Consider the following 18760-nt stretch of genomic DNA (forward strand, 5'->3'; position numbering starts at 1 on the left):
TAGCTAACTAATGCTGGAAGCTATACCCATTAAAATCAGGTGGATATCGCTTCATGCAGCGCCTCGACATAAGCGGCAGCAAGCTTGGACAGGGTCGCATTCTTATGGCTGATCCATCCGACGTTGATTGTCTCATCGCATGCGAGCGGAACCGGAATAATCTCGTTCCCGTTCAGGTCAGCGCTCAGCACCCCGGTCGAAATCGTATAGCCATTCAGACCAATCAGCAGATTGAACAGGGTCGCGCGGTCATTGACCCGGATGCTTTTTTTATGGGACAGCGTGCTGAGGATTTCCTCAGAGAAGTGAAACGAATTGTATTCCCCTTGCTCAAATGACAAATACGGATAATTCTGAAGCTCGTCAATGTTCACGATGGACTGCTTGGCCAGCGGATTTTTGATGCTGATAAAAATATGCGGTCTGGCCGTAAACAAGCTGGTAAACTGCAGTCCTGCATCCTTCAACAGCTTGTTGATCACCTTGGCATTAAATTCATTGAGGTACAGAATGCCGATTTCGCTGCGCAGGGTTTTGACATCCTGGATAATTTCATAAGTCTTCGTCTCCCGCAATGCCAGCTCATATTCATCCTGTCCGTATTCCTGAACCAGATTCACGAAAGCATTAACCGCAAAGGCATAGTGCTGTGTGGATACCGAAAAATGCTGCGGAGAAGGCTTCGCGTTCAGATAACGCCCCTCCAGCAGCTCGGCCTGCTCTACCACCTGTCGTGCATATCCTAGAAACTCCGCTCCCTCTTTGGACAATGAAATGCCTTTGTTGGTCCGCTCGAATATCGTAATACGGAGCTCCTCTTCCAGATCCTTGATCGCGTTGGACAGGCTGGGCTGGGAAATGAACAAGCGTTTGGCCGCCTCATTCATCGAGCCTCGATTGGCTACTTCAATGGCGTATTTCAGCTGCTGTAAGGTCAAGAATATCCCCCTCTTTAATTTTGAATTTAGATACCGATAAATAAATCGTATAGAACCATTTTTCATATTTTAAAATTATATATCTCGATTTGAAGGGAAACGCTAACTCCTGTCAAATACGGTAGGATATATCAAGGTTTTCATGTCATTATATCGAAAAATAAGGAGCGCGATAAACTTTCTATGCTGAAACAAAAGAACAAGCTTATGAATTCAGTCTCACTGGCCGTCATGGTTATTGCCGGCATCGTACATCTGCTCGCCCGGAAACTTCATCTGTTTGATCACACCATGCATGCACATGGCATGCTCACATCTTCCGAGATGGAAAGTCAGTTCGGCCCCACATTGTATATACTGCTTGCCCTTCCTGTTGTTCTACTGGCAATAACTTTGGCTATCTATGCCAGACGTTCGGATCATCCGATGATTCCGTACTTACACACGCTCATCCTTACGCTTGGAAGCGTTTCGATGATTGCCGGCGCAGGCGGTCACGTCGAATTTCACTTTTCCATCTTTATGGTTGTTGCTGCATTATCCTATTATAAAGATATAAGACTTATCGTATTGATGACGGCTATATTTGCCATACACCATTTGCTTGGCTATCTGGTCATTCCTGAACTTGTGTTCGGAACAACCAGTTACTCGCTCACCATGCTTCTCATACATGCCTTATTCCTGATCTTCACATCGGCAGCAACCAGCTGGCAAATTCTCAGCACACTGAAGATCGAAACATTATTAAAAGAGGAACAGCATCAACAGCGTGCCGCGATCATTGAGGAGATCACGTCGAAATTGTCGCAGACCTCCCTCCAATTGAATGACACGGCGCTGCAGCTAAGCAGTCAATCAGGGCACAGTACAGAGATCAGTAAGCATCTTGGCGGAGTTGTTCAGCAAGTAGCCGCCGGAGCACATCATCAGTTACATGTTATGAAAGCGAATACCGCCGCCATTGGCGATATTGCCGTAGGAATCCGGCATGTGGCAGCTTCGGCAACAGAAGCCGCAGCTGCATCCGAAGAATCCGCCAGACAGGCAGAGTTCGGCAGTCATATAATCGGTAATATCGTATCCGAGATCAGGAATACCGGTCAATCCGTCACTAGATCGCAAGAGGCAGTAAATACGTTAAACCACCATATTGCCCGAATCGGACATATATTGCAGGTGGTTCAAAGTATTGCAAGCCAGACGAATTTGCTGGCATTAAACGCTTCCATCGAGTCGGCAAGAGCCGGCGAGGCCGATAGAGGGTTCGCGATTGTAGCGGGTGAAATCCGCAAGCTCGCCGAGCAATCCTCCGCCTCCGTTGAGGAAATCACGGAGCTGATCCGGACTATACATAGAGAAACCGCCGATCTGTTAGGCAGCATCGGCCTAGTGGATCACAACATGAACACCGGGCTGCAGGTTGTAGATCAGGCGAAGGCTTCATTCGAAGTAATCTATCATGCCGTAAAGCAGGTAGCGCTCCAAATGCAAGAAATCTCCGCATCCACACAGCAGTTAAATACGGGTTCCGACCAAATGAATCAGTCCATACAAGAAATGACCCAGTTTACAAGTGAAACGGCGGAGCATACTCATGAAATCGTCGAAGCGTTCCGGGGACATTTTGAATCCATTAAGCAAGTCTCGGATGCAGCCGACATCATGACCAAGCTGGTTGCCGATTTAAATCTTATTATAGAACGTTTGAAGGAGTGAAAGTGGGGAGTCCTGCATTCTCCATAACAATAAAATGGGACAGTCGCTTGGACTGTCCCTTAAGCACTTCGTGCTTCCTGGATGCTCTAAATATTCACCTTATAACCCAGAGCTAATTCATCCCCGGGCAAACCCCGGATTCCCCAGTTATGCTGCGGTGTTTCAAATATCGTAATCTCCACATCCTGCGGTGCGATATGCAGCGTATTCTGAATCCGTTCGAATAACAATCGAATCAGATGTTTCTTGGCCTCCACAGTACGACCTTCAAATACGCTGATCTCGATCACGGTGTAGCGATCCGTTCTCCCGTCAGGGAAGTGGAAATCCTCCCCGTTCATGGGAAAAAACCGATGGAATTTCTTATCCTCCGGAAGTTCAAACGCTTCGACCACGCATGCGTGTATCACTTCCGATAATTGCTCCTTGACTGGGTTCAACCGATCCCGGACGCCGTAAATTTTGATCTGCGCCATGCTCTGCTCATCTCCTCTATTCTCATCTAAGCTCAGGCTATGTTACCTAATAACTTCATTCGATTCGAGCAGTGAAAAAACCTTCTTGCCTGGATGCACATTTGAACAATATATGCGGATCATTTCTTCCGATCACTGTTGTTCCCCGATTTCTTAGACTTATTATACTGTAGTAGAAATTCGGGAACAAAGGCGCTACCGCTGCGCTTCTATAGAATGGTTCCGTCCCCTCGCCTGAATTGATCTCTCCCCTGTCTCCTACTCCCCGGTCTGGAACTGCTTCTTCGCCCACTCCACATAGGATGGATGGTTCCGGATCAATTCTTCATGCGTCCCGCTTCCCGTAATTTGTCCTTTTTCAAGCACAATGATCTGGTCCGCCTCGACGACGGTCGATAACCGGTGCGCGATGACCACGGTCGTACGCTCGACCATCAGATTGTTCAGAGCCTTCTGCACTTCATGCTCGGAGTCGCTGTCCAGGCTTGCCGTCGCTTCATCCAGAAGCAGGATGTCCGGCTTCCGCAGCAGCGCCCTTGCAATCGCCACCCGTTGACGCTGACCTCCGGATAACTGGATGCCTCGCTCCCCAACCTCCGTGTCATATCCTCTCGGCAAGGCCTCGATAAATCCCTCCGCATAGGCCAATTTCGCCGCTTCGGCAATTTCCTCGTCGGAGACCGGCTCCTCCCGTCCATAGACGATATTGTCCCGGATCGTTCCGGTCATCAGCGGGCTGTCCTGGGACACATATCCGAGCTTTCGCCGCCAGGACTCCAAAGTATAATCACGGATCGCTTCAAAGCCAAAGTAAATTTCCCCGCCGGATGGCGTGTAGAACCGCTCAATCAAGGAGAACACCGTGGTTTTGCCGCTGCCGCTGGGTCCTACCAGCGCGGTGACCTTCTTGGCAGGTATCGAAAAGGATACCTCGGACAGAATGGTCTCGCCTTCATGGTAAGCAAACGTCACCTCTTTAAATGCAACGTCCCGATGCCCTTCCGGTGCAGTACGCACCGCACGATCGTCGCTCTCCGGCTCATATTCGAGGATAAGCCGCAATCTCTCGGTTGCCGCCATCACTTTTTGGAGCTGGGAATAGAACGTGGCAAACTGGCTGAAAGGAAACATGATCTGGAACAGCAGCAGGATAAACGATACCAGCTCGCCTGCGCTAAGCGCGCCGGAAGAGACGCGAACGCCGCCGTATCCGATGATGACCACCAGCAGCACAACCATGACCATCGACATCAACGGAATCAGGACCGAGTTGATTTTGGCTTCCTTCATGCCAAAACGGTAAAGGCTGTCCATATCCTCGTACCCGCTTTTCTCCTCCCTCCGCTCTGCATTGGAGGCTTTCACCAGGCGGATCTCGCTGATCACCTGGGTCAGCATGGCGGACAGCTGGGCCAGCTGTCCATACATACTGATGGAGATTTTGTACATTTTTCCGCCGATGGGCATTAATATGCCGAACCCTACCGGAACGGCAATCAGGATGATGAGGGTCATCCGCCAATCCAAGTAAAACAATATGGCAACAGCCCCCAAGACGGTCAATAGATTCGAGCAAAAAGCAATCAAATGATCCGTGATCAGCGTCTTCACTTCGTTCGTATCATTGGTCACCCGACTCATCGTTTCTGCCGAGCGATGCTTGTCAAAGAACGGAACCGGCAAAGCCAGCACCTTGGTCCAAAGCCGTTTACGAATTTTGTTGACCGTCTGGTTCCCGACATAGGCAAGCATATAATAGGAAAGTCCGCTCGCCACAGCTTCCAGCAGGAACAGAACGGCCAGAAAGCCGACCGTGCGAATATTAAACGAATCTGCCGCAAAGTTATCGATTAATTGGCCGGTGATGAGCGGGACGACCAGTCCCGTCACCGCACCAACCAAACTGAGCACGATCGCCAGAAAGAGCACCAGCTTCGGAATGCCCGAAGAACGCAGCAGCTTGATAAAATATCGAACTGTGGTTTTTGTTACCTTGCCCTTCTCATCTACGGTTTGCTCCATTCAAACTTCCTCCCTTCTCGTTCAACCCGTCACATATAGATTTCTTTGATAAAACGGCCGGTAAACGAGACTTCCACAGCCGCCACGTCCTCAGGCGTTCCTGTCGCCACGACAGACCCGCCGGCAGCTCCTCCGCCAGGCCCGATATCGATGATCCAATCCGAATGCCAGATCAAATCCAGATTGTGTTCAACCAAAATCACAGTGTTCCCCGCGTTCACCAAGCGGTTCAACAGAACGAGCAGCTGCCGGACATCTCCTGGGTGAAGCCCGGTTGAAGGTTCATCCAGCAAATACAGCGTGTGATTCTTAGTTTTTTTGCTCAGTTCCTTGGCCAATTTAATCCGCTGTCCCTCACCGCCGGATAAGGTACTCACCGATTGTCCCCACTTCAAATACCCAAGTCCGACATCGCAGAGCAGTTGGGTCAATTCCATTATTTTCGGTCGATCCTCCAGAATCGACAGACTTTCCTCAATGGTCATATCTAAAATGTCGGAGATGGTGTAACCGTTATAGGTCACGCGCAGAACCTCTTCCTTAAACCGCTTGCCCTTGCAATCCGGACAACGTACTTCCAGCTCCGGAAGGAAGTGCATATGCACGGACACCACGCCAAGGCCTTGGCATGTCTCGCATCGCCCACCTTGCGTGTTAAAGGAAAAGTGCTTGGCCGTCAATTGACTTTCCTTGGCTTCCGGCAAGCTGGCGTACCAGTTTCTGATATGGGTGTAAACATCGGTATACGTAGCAATGTTGGAGCGCTGCATTCGGGATACCGGCGATTGGTCAACCGTAATCAGCTGTCCCACCGATTCCCAACCTGTGATGGCCTTGCAGCCGATTGGAGTTGATTGATCACTTCCGGATTCCGCCAGAAGATCAAACAAAAGTGTGGATTTACCAGATCCCGATACACCTGTCACCGATATGAGACAGCCGAGCGGGAAAGAGGTCGTGATATGTTTCAGATTTCTTAAATGTGCATCCTCGATCGTCAGCAGGCTTCCGTTTCCAGCCCTGCGCTGACTCGGTGCCGTGAGCATCGTGTTATCCCGGAAGTAGGATCCGGTCACGGACTGGGGATTATGGATCAATTCCTCCAGCGTTCCTTGACCTACAACCGTACCGCCCATCGTTCCCGCACCCGGTCCGATATCAATGATATGGTCAGCGGCCCGCATCACTTCTTCGTCATGCTCGATGACGAGCACCGTGTTGCCCAAATCTCTCAGTTGTTTCAGAACCTGGATGAGTCCCCTGGTATCTTTGGGATGCAGTCCCGTTGTCGGTTCGTCCAAAATGTAAAGCACCCCCGTGAGGCCTGATCCCAGAATCGATGCGAGCCGAAGCCTCTGGGCTTCTCCGCCTGACATGGTGACGACCTGCCTCTCCATGGACATGTAACCCAATCCGACATCCATAATACGTTTAAGTCTGACGACGGAATCATGAATAAGCGGTTCCACAATCGTTAATTGGTCCTCCGTCAGCTTATTCAGCAGTGCCTCCATCCAATTCAAGGCTTCCCCGATCGACCAGGCGTTGACTTCGTTAATGGAGACTCCCTCTACCCGGACGCGGCGGCTGTCCTCCTTGAGCTTCGTTCCGTAACAATCCGGACAGACATGCTCATGAAACAGGGAGGCTTCACCGGACTCGCTCCCCTTCTCCCGGTACCTCCTCCATATCCCGGTAACCACGCCCTCGTACTTGCCTTGTCCTACGGACTTCGGCGGCTTCATCTCAGGAAAATGTCGGCTGAACTGCTCGCTCTCTACGCCGAAATACAGGAGATCACGTTGAACCTCGTCATAATCCCGAAGCGGCATGAACTCATCGAATGCGAACCCGTAATACTTGGCTGCCGCTTTCAGAATGCTGGTGTTATAATCGGTAAGAGCGCTGTACCACGTTGCCACCCCGCCATCTCTTAGGCTTAATTCCGGACGGAACACGGCATCCATGTTCAGACTCACCGTTTGACCGAGTCCGCTGCATGTCTCGCATGCGCCTTCCGGCTTGTTAAAGGAAAAATGCGACATCGTCAATTTTTCGAGACCATGGCCGCATCGCCTACAATGAACCGTCTCGTGAGAATTGCTGATCTCTTCCTCATCCGCCAGTCCGTGATAGGCTTCTCCATCCACATGAGGTATCACCGTATCGCCACAGGACGGACAAGTACGTTCACCAAGCTTGGCAAACAGAATTCGAAGCAGCGTGTAGATATCCGTCACCGTTCCGATGGTGGATCTTGGGTTCCGGTTCGTAATGTGCTGTCCCACGCTGATCGACGGGGAAAGTCCTTCAATCGAATCCACCTTCGGCTTGCTGACCGAGTCCGACACCATGCCCATGGATTCCATGTACTGCCGCTGGCACTCCCGCTGCAGTGTATCCATTGCGAGCGTGGACTTCCCGGAGCCGGACGGTCCTGTCATGACAACCAGTTTGTACTTCGGGATTTCAAGCGAAACATTCTTCAGGTTATTCTCCCGGGCACCGCGAATCTTAATCGTTCCTTCCATTTTCGAACCTCCTAAAAGTTTTATGGAGCATAACTTCATTGGAACACGTCGCAATAAAACTCGCTTCGAATACTCTTTCATTTTGGAACCTTAGTTCCAATACTTCATTTTACAAACCCATCTTACAACATTGATGCAAGTACAAAATCCCAAACATAAAAAGGTTGATCTATCGCCGCTTTCGATATCAAAAGCCGTCACGGAGCTTTAAGGTTTATGTATAATGTTTGGTGCCGTTTCATTTGTGTAAACACAGCATTGACTATATAATGGGCTACAAATAAACTTATCGTATGTTCTGAGGAGAGCGGTACCTATGCCGAAAAAAATCGCACCCGAATTTTATTTTATTGGCAACCATCCCGTACTGGATTTCGTCAATACCAAAATCGCTGTCAACGGTCAGCCGCTGGATTTACTGCTTGACTTCGAGGCTTTACTGGATTGGCAGGTCAAGGCTAACCTGCTGACCGAGGTGGAGCGAAACTTGCGCAAGGCGGTATGGACTGGCTCCGAGGAGGAAGCCGGAATCGTGGAAGCCGCCAGACTGCTCCGCGATCACCTCTTTATTCTGATTCAGCCGGGCAGTGTGAACGAAACCTCAACGGAGGCAAGCCTGCAGTTTGTCAATGGGCTGCTGCAGGAGCAAATCACTCGCACAACGCTTGTGGCAGAAGGCAGCACGTACAGCCGCAAAAGCCGTATGCTTTTTCGCAAGCCGCTGGATCTGTTGACCCCGGTCGCCGCATCTGCCGTTGATTTTTTAACCACCCATGACCTGAAACTGGTGAAAAAATGCGAAAATCCGGCGTGCGTGCTTCGTTTTTACGACCATAGCAAAAACGGCACAAGGCGCTGGTGCAGTCCCAAAACATGCGGAAACCGCATGAAGGTCGCTGCCTATCTGGAGCGTCAGAAACAGCAGCAAACGAAGGAATCTTAGATAAACCATCTAAGATTCCTTTTTTTAATACCCAAAATAACACTTTACAGGTTAAACACCAAAATATATAATACCCTTAAATCATTTACGATGGTTAATAAAACCATAGGGGGGTGTTTTTTTCTTATCATTACGACCAGTCAAAAGGATCTACATAGCAATCGCATCATAAAAAATCGTAGGTATTCAAGGAGGCGTTTATCGAGTGGAACACAAAATCCAGTACCACACGGCTCAAATCGAAGGTTTGGACATTTTTTACCGTGAAGCAGGGGTCCCTGGCTCGCCTGTCGTCCTGCTGCTGCATGGTTTCCCGACTTCCAGTCAAATGTATCGCCAATTGATCCCGGCTCTTGCCGATCAGTACCATGTGATTGCACCTGATTATCCCGGTTTTGGATACAGCAGTGCACCTGACCATGATCAATTCCAGTATAGTTTTGACCATTTCAGTCAGCTCATCGAGGCATTGCTCGCACAATTAAATATCCAGAAATTCTACGTCTACCTTATGGATTACGGTGCACCCGTTGGGTTCCGGATTGCAGCACGCCATCCCGAGCGAGTTCGGGGGCTGATCATCCAGAATGGGAATGCCTACGACGAGGGGCTCGAAGAATTCTGGAATCCCATCAAAGCATATTGGGAAGATTCCGCGAATCCGGATAAACGTGAGGCTCTGCGCGGGTTAACCAGCATCGAGGCAACGAAGTGGCAATATACGCATGGCGTCCATGATACCTCCCTTATTAGCCCGGACACCTACACGCTGGATCAAGCGCTGCTGGACCGCCCCGGCAACCAGGAGATACAACTTGATTTGTTCTTGGATTACGGATCAAATCCTCCGTTGTACCCGGCTTGGCAGCAGTATTTCCGGGATGCGCAGCCACCAACGCTTATTGTATGGGGACAAGGCGACCACATCTTCCCTGAGAACGGGGCCCATCCGTATCTGCGTGATCTGCCCGAGGCCGAGCTTCACATCCTGAAGGATGCCGGGCATTTTGCGTTGGAGTCACATGGACCGGAAATCATCCAATACATTCGCGCATTTTTGGAACGGCAATCATCATGACATAGATCAAGACGAGGATCCGCTATTTTCCCAACAGGCTTTTCATTGAGTCATACTTCATGATACAATCCCCCAGAAAAAAGGATTCAGGCAGACCCGCATGAGGCAAGGGGGACCGTCATGGGTATCAGACCGATTGATATCGCCAAGAAACTGGGGGTTACCACAAGTGCGCTCAAGCACTATGAAAAATGGGGAATTGTCCCTCCTGCGAAGCGTGCTCCGAACGGTTACCGGATATATACCGAGGAGCATGCCGCTTACTTTGAATGCATCAGAGCCATGTTTCCCGGTTTCGGTGTAGACGTTACAAAGCAAGTGATGATCAAACTGCAGGAGAACGAGCTGGATGAAGCTCTGTGGATCGTAAGCGAGGTCCAGGCCAATCTGCAGCAGGATAAAATCCTCGCGGAGCGGACCATCCGCATTCTGGAAACCGAGCAGCTTGACCTTGTCGATGCCCGTGGCCGGAAAAGAGAGTTGACGATCGGGGAGGTTGCGGCAGAGACCGGCGTTCCTACCTCGGCCATCCGCCACTGGGAGAAGGAAGGCGTCCTTAATCTGCCTCGGGATCAGGATAACGGCTACCGGAAGTTCGATGGCGCGCAGATCCGGCAGATCATGATCGTTCGGATTCTTCGCTCAGCCAACTATCCGCTTGAAGTCATTAAGGATGTACTGCATGAGCTCGAGCATCATCAAGTTCATAACGCCAGACGGGTGCTCAAGGACACGCTGGTGTACCTCAATTACCGCAACCATAACCAAATACGCGGCGTGCACTATCTATATCAGCTGTGCCAAGTATTGAAGTTAATGTAAGCCCCATTTTCCAATTCGCGTTATGGTTTACACATACAAAAAAAACAAACACGAAAGCTCCATCCGTGTTTGTTTTTTTGTATATATATTGATCCTTGATAACCTTATGTACTAGGGGGATTTGAAGAGTTTTCCCCGATTATTCCAAGAGATTATCTCGTTATGGAGTCTGGCATGTTCTTAGCTGTCATGTGCCGTTTGTGGATTAACTTTGATGGAACCGACGGAGGTAGTCAGGGATATTTTCGCTCCGCCGCCGTTTACATCACTCTGCCCCCGGCTTGCGCCTGTAATCTGTCCCAGCTCGGTTTGAGTATCCAGCGTATATTTCATGGACGGCGCAAACGTAGCCGTGATGCTGCCTGCCGATGTGGTGGCCGTCAGCGTGCTGTCCTTATCGATCTGCTCTAGATCCAGCTTCACGCTGCCCGCTTCGGATACGATCTTGGAATTGCCCGTGATTTCGGTTTTACCGAGCAGAATTTCCCCGGCTCCCAACTGAAGTTCAAAAGCTCCCTTCAATTCATTCAGCCGAATCTTTCCAACATCATTCTTGATGCGGATATGGTGCAGGTCTTCCGGTACTTCGATCACATAATCAATCATGAATCCGGAATCGCCAAATTGCTTCTGCGACCAATCCCATAAACTCTTGCTGGAGTCCTCCATGGGGTGCGTTCTTAATTCCAGCGTACCGTCGTTGAGCGTAAAAGAAGTGGCCGCCTGCTCCGTAACCTGGGTACGAATATTGTCATTCTTGAAGAAGCTTTCGTTAAACCATACGGTGGTTTTTACTTTGATCTCATTACCGGGTACAGCGATGAGCTCAATATTGCCTACGGCATGGTCGATGGCCAGTCCCTCGGCTGCTCCCGCTTCCTGAGCCGTCGTCAACTCGAATTCTTTCCCTTCCCGCTTTACTTGATCACTGATAGCCAGCGCTGAATCGCCGGCAATATTTCCGACTTGCGCTAGTTTATCAAGCTCCTGATTTAATGCTTCCTCCGCATTATTGGCGGCATCGCATCCCACCAGTACGGCAAATATCAACAGCGATGAGATTTTCACTGCCATCATACTCTGTTTTCTCATAAAAATCTCCACGTCCATTCCTCTTTATGTATATGTCCATTATATCGTGAAGGAAAAAGTTAACACGCTGCCACGGACCAGTTTCTTCCTGGACCTTAGTCTGGGACGCCCCCTCCGTCTTTTGTATGACGCTGCGCGTACGAATCATTGCCCCAACATCATGCGCGGTTCTCATGGCTGGTCTATTCGCAGCACGACCTTCCCCCGAACATGGCCGGACTCCACGATACGATGCGCTTCTGCCGCTTCGCTCAGCGAAAACGTCCAGGACACATGGATCCTCAGTTCCCCTTGTTCATATAATTGAACCAGTTCGGCCAATCGATCCTTGGATCGCTGACTGCGGATCGCGCGAACGCCCAATTCTTCTACCCGATCGAAGGCTACAATCGTGCCGATGCGGCTCCGGTCGCCGACAAGCTCCACCGAAGCCCGCAGCGCTTCTTCGCCGGCGGCATCCAGCGCTGCACTCACTCCCTCGGGGGCTGCTGCCTTGACCCGGTCTACAAGACCTGGGCCATAAAAAACAGGAACAGCACCCAGTGAACGAAGATAATCATGATTTCGCTCGCTTGCCGTTCCGATGACCCGGGCCCCCCAGGCACGAGCGATTTGGACGGCAAAAGAACCGACGCCACCCGCTGCCGCATGAATCAAAACTGTATCCCCGTGACCGACCCCTAGCGTCCCAAGTGCCGTATGAGCGGTTTGCCCCGATGCGGTCAAGACACCGGCTTCTTCCCAAGGCATGGAATCCGGTTTGCGTACCACTTGATCTGTGCTGACCACCACATACTCAGCGTAGCAGGCGAGTAAAGACCAGCCAATGACGTCCTCTCCAACCACAAAGTCGGTGACTCCCTCACCTACCTGATCTATCGTTCCGGCGAACTCGTTACCGAGGATTTGCGGCATCCGCAATGTCACGCCGGGCGGCGCCCAGCCGCTCCCCCTGATTCCGCAGTCGGCCGGCTGTACGCCAGCTGTCTTGACGCTAACTCTTACCTGACCGCTACCGGCCTGAGGATCTTCAAATTCCAAGACACGCAGGACATCCGGCGGTCCAATCGTACGAAACGCAGCGGCTCTCATATCGATCATCCTTTCATGAATCCCTTGATCTTCTTTCTGAGATCATTCTATAATCATCGATAGATAATAAAAAATACAAAATTGTCTATGTATATATATACTGGAGTATATAAGCAAGGACGGTGAACCGTAATGGAAATGTTACAGCTGAAGTATTTTATAACCGTAGCAAGACTTGAACATATGACCAAAGCTGCAGAGGAGCTCCATATTGCTCAGCCGGCGCTCAGCAAGACCATTTCCAGACTCGAAGAGGATCTCGGCACTCCGTTATTTGAACGCCAAGGCCGGCAAATCCGTCTCAATCCGTATGGCAAAGCATTTTTGGCAAAAGCCAAAGCAGCGCTGCAGCTGCTGGAAGAAGGACGGCGGGAAGTCGAGGATCTGGCGGGACTGGAGCATGGGCGCATTCATATGGCCCTATCCAACATGGAGCAGCTCCGTGAGCCTTTAAGATTGTTTCTAAGCAAACATCCGAAAGTCAACTTTCATATCATCCAGTCTTCGATGGAGGATATGGTTCAGACCATTGAACATAATGAGGTTGATTTCTTTCTCACTTCCATGCCCATCCGGCACCCGGATATACGCAGTTTGCCTTTGCTCGTCGAAGAGGTGTTCTTAGCCGTTCCCCCTACCCACCGCTTAGCCGGAAAAAATCAAATTCACTTAAGCGAGGCTGCAGGAGAATCGTTTGTCGGTTATAAAGAAGGCCATCCGTATCAGAAGATGAATAATGAGTTTTGCAAACAAGCCGGTTTTCAGCCGAAGGTCGTCTGCGAGGTGGAGGATCCCGGAACCATAGCCGATTTGGTCCGTTCCGGATTTGGCGTGGCTTTAATCGGTGAATGCAGAAGCGGCGAGGAATTAAAGCTGACGAAGCTAAGCATTCAGGAGCCTCTGACCCGCCGCATATTCCAAATTGCATGGCTGGAATCCAGGTACTTGTCCAAGGCCGCGATTTCTTTCCGTGATTTCCTTGTGGAGTATTACGCGGAATCACGGTAAGGGGGTCACAACCACGTCGTAAACGACGTGGTTTTTTTATCTCGAGCCCCTAGAAGCTCCGGTTAATTTCATCTTTGGCTATTCTCCCTCCGGCCGGAGTCTGTCGGTATAATAAACCCAAACAATCGCAGCCCAAAGCGGACAGCGATTGTTGGTTAGCATATATTCAAAAGGTCTACTTCACGGTACGGTTATAATCCTGGATTTTGGTCGTAATTTCTTTCGCTGCGTCGTCCAAGGCCTGCTGTGGTGACTTTTTATTGTTCAGTACCTCCTCAATCGCACCTTCCACAATCTGTCTTGCCTCAGGGAATACGCCCATCACCGCCCCCTGGGTCGCTTTAACCAGCTTCGTCTGGTGCAGCTGATCAATGGCCGTCTGGAATTGCGGGAATTTCTTCAGATTCTCCTTCACGCTTTCTTCTTCATACGCCTTCGTGGTAATCGGGAAGTACCCGGTATTGATATGCCAGTATGCCTGCTCCGATGGAGAGGTTAAAAATTTAATAAACTCCCATGCGGCTTTTTGCTCTGCTTCAGGACGGCTGTTCATCATCCAGAGGCTTGCTCCGCCCACGATAACGCCGCCTTCTCCCGCTCCTTGCGGCTTCGGAAGGAAGCCTGTGCCTACTTCGAATTTGCCTTCCGCGCTATCCACAAGTCCTTTCAAGGCTGCGGTTGAGTCCAGGATCATGGCGACCTGACCGGCCGAAAAGGCCTTCTTGGAATCATCGGTTTTACGTCCCAGATTATTGGCTGCCTTGGAATCGATCAGATCCTTCCACCAAGTCAGCACCTTCTCGCCAGGCTCGGTATTGACAAGTGACTCGGTCGCCAGATCGTCTCTGCCGTTGCCGTTGTTCACATACTCCGCACCCTGATTGGCAAACAACTGCTCCATAAACCAGCCGTATATGGCAAAATTCGCACCAACCGCCTTCCCTTTTTTCGATATCGTGTCAGCCGCGATTTTCAGTTCTTCAAACGTCTTGGGCGGACTTTCCGGATCGAGCCCTGCATCCTTAAACAGGTCTTTATTGTAATACAGTATCGGATTAGAGGAGTTGAAAGGCATGGAATACAGCTTATCCTCAAATGTATAATACCCGCTGATGTTAGGCTCTAGCTGCGACACATCCCACTGATCCGCATCGATGAACTCCTGCATGGGTGTAATTAGTTTGGAATCGATCATAAACCGGCTGCCGATCTCGTACATCTGGACCACGGACGGTCCCTCGTTTGTACCCATCGACGCCTTCAGTTTACTTAACAGGTCATCATAGGTTCCCTGATATACCGCCTCTACCTGCACCTTGTCCTGCGAAGCGTTAAAGTTAGCGACTAATTGATCAACCACCTTGGTTGTCGCGCCTCCCATCGCATGCCAGAACACCACTTTTTGAGTGCCAGCATCGGTCTTTGGTACGGGATCCCCCCCTTTTTCAGACTCCTCGCCCATGTTAATGTTACATGCGCTAAGCAGCATGATCGCAGCTAACACGATACTTACCAGCCTCGTTCTTCTTTTCATCCGCGCTTTCCTCCCCTTTCGTTCGTAAAATGTTTCCTATGATAAACCTGCCTATGACAGGCCAACCACCGCACTAACCCTTCAACGCACCAGCGGTAATTCCGCTCACCAATTGTTTAACGCCAAAAGCCAGCAGCACAAAGGAAGGGATCAGCACGATGGTCACGCCGGCCAGAATCAGGTTCCATGACATCACCTCAGCATGCTGCAGCATAGCCACCCCGATCTGCACGGTTCGCATCGAGGCCTGGTTCGTGATCAAAAGCGGCCACAAGAAGTGATTCCAGTGCGTCAGAAAGGTATACACCGCCAAGGTAGCAATGGAAGACCGGGACAACGGCAGCACCATGGACAGATAACTGCGGATATGACCGCACCCGTCGATTTTCGCCGCATCAAACAGCTCACGCGGGAGCTGCAGAAAAAACTGGCGCAGCAAAAACACGCCAAAAGCCCCTGCCATAAACGGCACAATCAATCCCTGGTAGCTGTCCATCCAGCCCCAATCCTTAATGGTCAGATAGTTGGGAATAATCGTAACTTCCCAAGGAATCATCATCGTTGACAAGAAGAGTCCGAACAGCAGTGTCTTGCCCTTAAAATTCAGAAATGCAAACGCGTATGCGGCCAGACTCGATGTAATGACCTGACTGATCATGATGGCCGACGAGACGATGAAGCTGTTCAGAATAAAACGAATAATCGGAAAGCCGGAGATGGCCTCCGTAAAATTGCCCAGATAGAAGCTCGACGGGAACAGCGGCGGTGGAAAATTAGCGACCTCCTTCTCGGTCATAAAGGATGAGAACACCGTAAAGATGAGCGGATATAACACAATCAAAGACAGGAGGATGAGCAGCAGATAGGTGAACAGGGACGTGATTCCGCGCAGGGTCATTGGTAATGCACCTTCTTTTCCAGAACTTTAAACTGCAGCAGCGTAAGGAGCAGAATAATCGCAAACAGGATCAGTGCCTGTGCGCTGCCGATGCCAAACCGGAAATTGACGAAGGCATCCTGATAAATGGAGTAAACCATGACATTGGTGGAGTTGATCGGGCCACCCTTGGTCAGGATGTGAATTTGTCCGAATGCTTGAAATGCACCGATAACCGATACAATCAAAGCAAAGAAAATCGTGGGTGACAGCAGCGGCAGTACGATTTGGATAAAGGTCCGGATCGGCCCGGAGCCGTCCATTTTAGCGCTCTCGTATATTTCCTCCGGAACTCCCTGTAAACCGCTGGACAGCACAATAAACAGAAACCCCATGTTCATCCAGATCGTCATGATCGAGATTGAGATCAGAGCCCAGGAAGGATCGGTTAACCAAGGGATCGGCCCGAGATGAACGAGGCTTAGAAAATAGTTCAGCATGCCCGCCGTAGGATGAAACAGCAGGAACCATATAATCGATCCGGTCCCCACGGAAATGACAATCGGCAATGAGAAGACAAACTGAAACACCTTCATCCCTCGCAGCTTGTTGTGGGTAAAGGCGGCAAGAAACAGTGACCATATCAGGGAGGTGGGCACGGTAAACAAAATAAACATCATCGTTACGCCAAGATTCTTATAGAATGATTCTGTTGATAGAAGGCGAATAAAATTCTCCAACCATACAAATTCAACAACCTGACCCCGCGGATCCGTTATCGTCATGCTGAGATAAACCGATTTCAGCATCGGGTAGAACAAGAACATCATAAACAAGATGATGGAGGGTGCCAGAAATCCATAGGCTAAAGCATGCTCACCCCAGAGCCTTTTTCTTATCGCTGCGCTTTTAGGTTTCTTGCTGTGTAAAACGCTTTCATGGCTAGACAACCGACATTCCCCTTTCTTCGAAAATTTCGCTCTGCCATTCGAGAAGACGCAAGGATTCGTAAAAAAAGAGAACAAAAAAACACATAAACTGCATGCCGAAAAACAGACAAGCAATTGATGTGATTCTCCTCTTCTCCATCACATAGGCAGCATGCTTTATACAAATCCTCCTTTCATTATTATCAATAACAATGAAAATTTAGAACATTCCATCCCTTGATATTTCGAGGGTTGACAATACCTGGGAATCGATTATATTCTTGAGTAAACACTCAGTAAATTAAATTCATCATGTAATCAAAAAAGGAAGCCATCTGCCTATGCCTACAACAAGCAAACGAAATGCCAAGAAGGAACGGATATTGAACGCCGCTCTGAAGCTGTTCTCGCAGCAGGGATTTCATGCGACGACAACCAAAGAGATTGCTTCTGAAAGCGGCGTTGCCGAAGGGCTAATCTTCTACCACTTCGGAGATAAGCGGAAGCTGCTGCTCTACCTCGTGAACAATTTTTCCTTTGTTGCGCAGCTTCAGGAGGATGCGGGTGAACTGTCGAAGCTTCCTGCGGAGGAAGCCCTGTTTCAATACGGCTTGGCGTACCTCGAGTTCCTCAGGACGAACATGGATTATCTGATGCTCATTTGGTCACCTGAACTCATAAGGGATGCCGAGGTATCCAATGAGGTGTCACGGCTGATCGAAGGTTTTGGGACCGCAGGCAGCAGCATACTCAAACAGGCGGCGGAATCGAAGCATCAACCGGAACAAACGATTCAGGTTGCGTTGATGATGATGACCTCCTCCATCCTGGTCTATTGCATGCTCCATTCCCGTTTCGGGCAGGAAGCGCTCCCGCTCGGGGACGAATCCTATATTCGCGAGCTCGTCCGGCTGCTGATGCATGGTTTTAATGAAGAATCCTAAGTCGCAATGTCAATCCAGGAAGGATCGAATAGAAAAGCTGATCGCAGAACAGACAGAACCTCTCTGCATCAGCTTCTTTTGTCCGCTAGATTTGAGTGTTTACTCAATTTATATCAGTATCGCTAAATTGTTAGATGGAAGGGAGAAATGAGGATCATGCCAGATTGGAGTTTCGCCATGGTGTTGTGGCTGCTGCCGGCTGTATTTTTCATTCACGATGGGGAAGAGATTGCCACGATGGAATGGTGGCTAAGGAAGAACAAGAATAACCCCAGAGTCTCCCCATTCTCGCCTGTTTCCATTCCATGGGATAAACACATCACCCTGCAATTCACATTTGCCGTCCTGCTGATCGGCTTCATTCTCACAAGCGTAACGGCCTTTACAGCTCTTAACTTCGAAAGCAGCAGCCCATTCAACGCGCTGTTCGCGGGCTTTGTTACGGTGTTCCTGCTGGATGGTGTGAAACATGTGGGAGCATCGATCGCCCTGTGGGCATACACCCCGGGTGTCATTACTGCCGCCATCCTTGAAATTCCGTACGGGATATATGCGCTCTGTCGCCTGCTTCATGCAGACATCATCAATATGACTTCATTCGCCCTCGGAATCATCATCGCCCTGCCGATCACCCTGCTGCTGGTATGGACTGGTCTGACGCTTGGAAAACGTATTGCACCTTTCCGCCAAAACATATAGAGCATTCCTTCCATGTTCCGAGAAAAAAAAAATGCTTCCGGACTTCTTCATCCGGA

The 18760-nt window shown here is 50.0% G+C and carries 16 protein-coding genes; 7 read left to right on the plus strand and 9 right to left on the minus strand.

Going from position 1 to position 18760, the window contains the following annotated elements:
* Positions 1–35: 35 nt before the first annotated feature.
* Entirely contained in the window at positions 36–938 is a 903-nt protein-coding gene (locus PLA01S_RS08715) for a LysR family transcriptional regulator (protein ID WP_127591634.1), read from the minus strand.
* A 183-nt stretch (positions 939–1121) separates the two neighbouring features.
* On the opposite strand from PLA01S_RS08715, the gene PLA01S_RS08720 reads away from it, so the two are divergent.
* Positions 1122–2657 (plus strand): methyl-accepting chemotaxis protein, encoded by a 1536-nt coding sequence (locus PLA01S_RS08720; protein ID WP_127591635.1) that lies wholly within the window; start codon positions 1122–1124, stop codon positions 2655–2657.
* A gap of 86 nt (positions 2658–2743) precedes the next feature.
* Here PLA01S_RS08720 and PLA01S_RS08725 read toward each other — a convergent pair whose 3' ends face one another.
* The 3 genes from PLA01S_RS08725 to uvrA all read right to left on the minus strand — a co-directional run bounded on the left by PLA01S_RS08725 (position 2744) and on the right by uvrA (position 7686).
* Positions 2744–3133: a tautomerase family protein gene (locus PLA01S_RS08725; RefSeq protein WP_127591636.1), complete on the minus strand. Its 390-nt coding sequence runs from the start codon at positions 3131–3133 to the stop codon at positions 2744–2746.
* 258 nt (positions 3134–3391) lie between these two features.
* Positions 3392–5155, minus strand: a complete 1764-nt coding sequence (locus PLA01S_RS08730; protein ID WP_127591637.1) for an ABC transporter ATP-binding protein — start codon at positions 5153–5155, stop codon at positions 3392–3394.
* A gap of 29 nt (positions 5156–5184) precedes the next feature.
* Positions 5185–7686 (minus strand): excinuclease ABC subunit UvrA, encoded by a 2502-nt coding sequence (gene uvrA / locus PLA01S_RS08735; protein WP_127591638.1) that lies wholly within the window; start codon positions 7684–7686, stop codon positions 5185–5187.
* A 316-nt stretch (positions 7687–8002) separates the two neighbouring features.
* On the opposite strand from uvrA, the gene PLA01S_RS08740 reads away from it, so the two are divergent.
* From PLA01S_RS08740 to PLA01S_RS08750, 3 genes are all read left to right on the plus strand, one after another.
* A complete protein-coding gene (locus PLA01S_RS08740) occupies positions 8003–8629 on the plus strand; it encodes a CGNR zinc finger domain-containing protein (protein WP_127591639.1) in 627 nt (208 codons plus the stop codon).
* 205 nt (positions 8630–8834) lie between these two features.
* Positions 8835–9707 carry an alpha/beta fold hydrolase gene (locus PLA01S_RS08745; protein ID WP_127591640.1) on the plus strand — a complete coding sequence of 291 codons (873 nt, stop codon included), beginning with the start codon at positions 8835–8837 and terminating at the stop codon, positions 9705–9707.
* Positions 9708–9827: 120 nt separating this feature from the next.
* On the plus strand, positions 9828–10529 hold the full coding sequence (locus tag PLA01S_RS08750) for a MerR family transcriptional regulator (RefSeq protein WP_127591641.1): 702 nt from the start codon (positions 9828–9830) through the stop codon (positions 10527–10529).
* Positions 10530–10709: 180 nt separating this feature from the next.
* Here PLA01S_RS08750 and PLA01S_RS08755 read toward each other — a convergent pair whose 3' ends face one another.
* Both PLA01S_RS08755 and PLA01S_RS08760 read right to left on the minus strand, forming a co-directional pair.
* Positions 10710–11621 carry a DUF4097 family beta strand repeat-containing protein gene (locus PLA01S_RS08755; protein WP_246059398.1) on the minus strand — a complete coding sequence of 304 codons (912 nt, stop codon included), beginning with the start codon at positions 11619–11621 and terminating at the stop codon, positions 10710–10712.
* A 171-nt stretch (positions 11622–11792) separates the two neighbouring features.
* On the minus strand, positions 11793–12713 hold the full coding sequence (locus PLA01S_RS08760; RefSeq protein WP_127591643.1) for an NADP-dependent oxidoreductase: 921 nt from the start codon (positions 12711–12713) through the stop codon (positions 11793–11795).
* A 132-nt stretch (positions 12714–12845) separates the two neighbouring features.
* Between PLA01S_RS08760 and PLA01S_RS08765 the strand changes: the two genes are divergently transcribed.
* Positions 12846–13721: a LysR family transcriptional regulator gene (locus PLA01S_RS08765; protein ID WP_127591644.1), complete on the plus strand. Its 876-nt coding sequence runs from the start codon at positions 12846–12848 to the stop codon at positions 13719–13721.
* A gap of 175 nt (positions 13722–13896) precedes the next feature.
* On the opposite strand, the gene PLA01S_RS08770 is transcribed toward PLA01S_RS08765, so the two are convergent.
* From PLA01S_RS08770 to PLA01S_RS08780, 3 genes are all read right to left on the minus strand, one after another.
* Complete coding sequence (locus tag PLA01S_RS08770; RefSeq protein ID WP_127591645.1) at positions 13897–15255, minus strand: ABC transporter substrate-binding protein; 1359 nt, start codon at positions 15253–15255, stop codon at positions 13897–13899.
* A 73-nt stretch (positions 15256–15328) separates the two neighbouring features.
* Positions 15329–16153 (minus strand): carbohydrate ABC transporter permease, encoded by an 825-nt coding sequence (locus tag PLA01S_RS08775; protein WP_127591646.1) that lies wholly within the window; start codon positions 16151–16153, stop codon positions 15329–15331.
* Positions 16150–17082 carry a carbohydrate ABC transporter permease gene (locus PLA01S_RS08780; protein WP_174819199.1) on the minus strand — a complete coding sequence of 311 codons (933 nt, stop codon included), beginning with the start codon at positions 17080–17082 and terminating at the stop codon, positions 16150–16152. The genes PLA01S_RS08775 and PLA01S_RS08780 overlap by 4 nt, the downstream gene beginning before the upstream one ends.
* Before the next feature lie 320 nt (positions 17083–17402).
* On the opposite strand from PLA01S_RS08780, the gene PLA01S_RS08785 reads away from it, so the two are divergent.
* A complete protein-coding gene (locus PLA01S_RS08785) occupies positions 17403–18005 on the plus strand; it encodes a TetR/AcrR family transcriptional regulator (RefSeq protein WP_127591647.1) in 603 nt (200 codons plus the stop codon).
* Between the two features lie 156 nt (positions 18006–18161).
* On the plus strand, positions 18162–18704 hold the full coding sequence (locus PLA01S_RS08790; protein WP_246059399.1) for an HXXEE domain-containing protein: 543 nt from the start codon (positions 18162–18164) through the stop codon (positions 18702–18704).
* Positions 18705–18760: the final 56 nt, after the last annotated feature.

It is taken from the genome of Paenibacillus lautus NBRC 15380, assembly GCF_004000945.1.
GTDB lineage: Bacteria > Bacillota > Bacilli > Paenibacillales > Paenibacillaceae > Paenibacillus_AQ > Paenibacillus_AQ lautus.

Coding starts and splice junctions, on each gene's coding strand:
- PLA01S_RS08755 (WP_246059398.1), bottom strand. CDS start 11,621: ATGAGAAAACAGAGTATGATGGCAGTGAAAATCTCATCGCTGTTGATA.
- PLA01S_RS08785 (WP_127591647.1), top strand. CDS start 17,403: ATGCCTACAACAAGCAAACGAAATGCCAAGAAGGAACGGATATTGAAC.
- PLA01S_RS08750 (WP_127591641.1), top strand. CDS start 9,828: ATGGGTATCAGACCGATTGATATCGCCAAGAAACTGGGGGTTACCACA.
- PLA01S_RS08725 (WP_127591636.1), bottom strand. CDS start 3,133: ATGGCGCAGATCAAAATTTACGGCGTCCGGGATCGGTTGAACCCAGTC.
- PLA01S_RS08775 (WP_127591646.1), bottom strand. CDS start 16,153: ATGACCCTGCGCGGAATCACGTCCCTGTTCACCTATCTGCTGCTCATC.
- PLA01S_RS08770 (WP_127591645.1), bottom strand. CDS start 15,255: ATGAAAAGAAGAACGAGGCTGGTAAGTATCGTGTTAGCTGCGATCATG.
- PLA01S_RS08765 (WP_127591644.1), top strand. CDS start 12,846: ATGGAAATGTTACAGCTGAAGTATTTTATAACCGTAGCAAGACTTGAA.
- PLA01S_RS08720 (WP_127591635.1), top strand. CDS start 1,122: ATGCTGAAACAAAAGAACAAGCTTATGAATTCAGTCTCACTGGCCGTC.
- PLA01S_RS08730 (WP_127591637.1), bottom strand. CDS start 5,155: ATGGAGCAAACCGTAGATGAGAAGGGCAAGGTAACAAAAACCACAGTT.
- PLA01S_RS08740 (WP_127591639.1), top strand. CDS start 8,003: ATGCCGAAAAAAATCGCACCCGAATTTTATTTTATTGGCAACCATCCC.
- uvrA (WP_127591638.1), bottom strand. CDS start 7,686: ATGGAAGGAACGATTAAGATTCGCGGTGCCCGGGAGAATAACCTGAAG.
- PLA01S_RS08790 (WP_246059399.1), top strand. CDS start 18,162: ATGCCAGATTGGAGTTTCGCCATGGTGTTGTGGCTGCTGCCGGCTGTA.
- PLA01S_RS08760 (WP_127591643.1), bottom strand. CDS start 12,713: ATGAGAGCCGCTGCGTTTCGTACGATTGGACCGCCGGATGTCCTGCGT.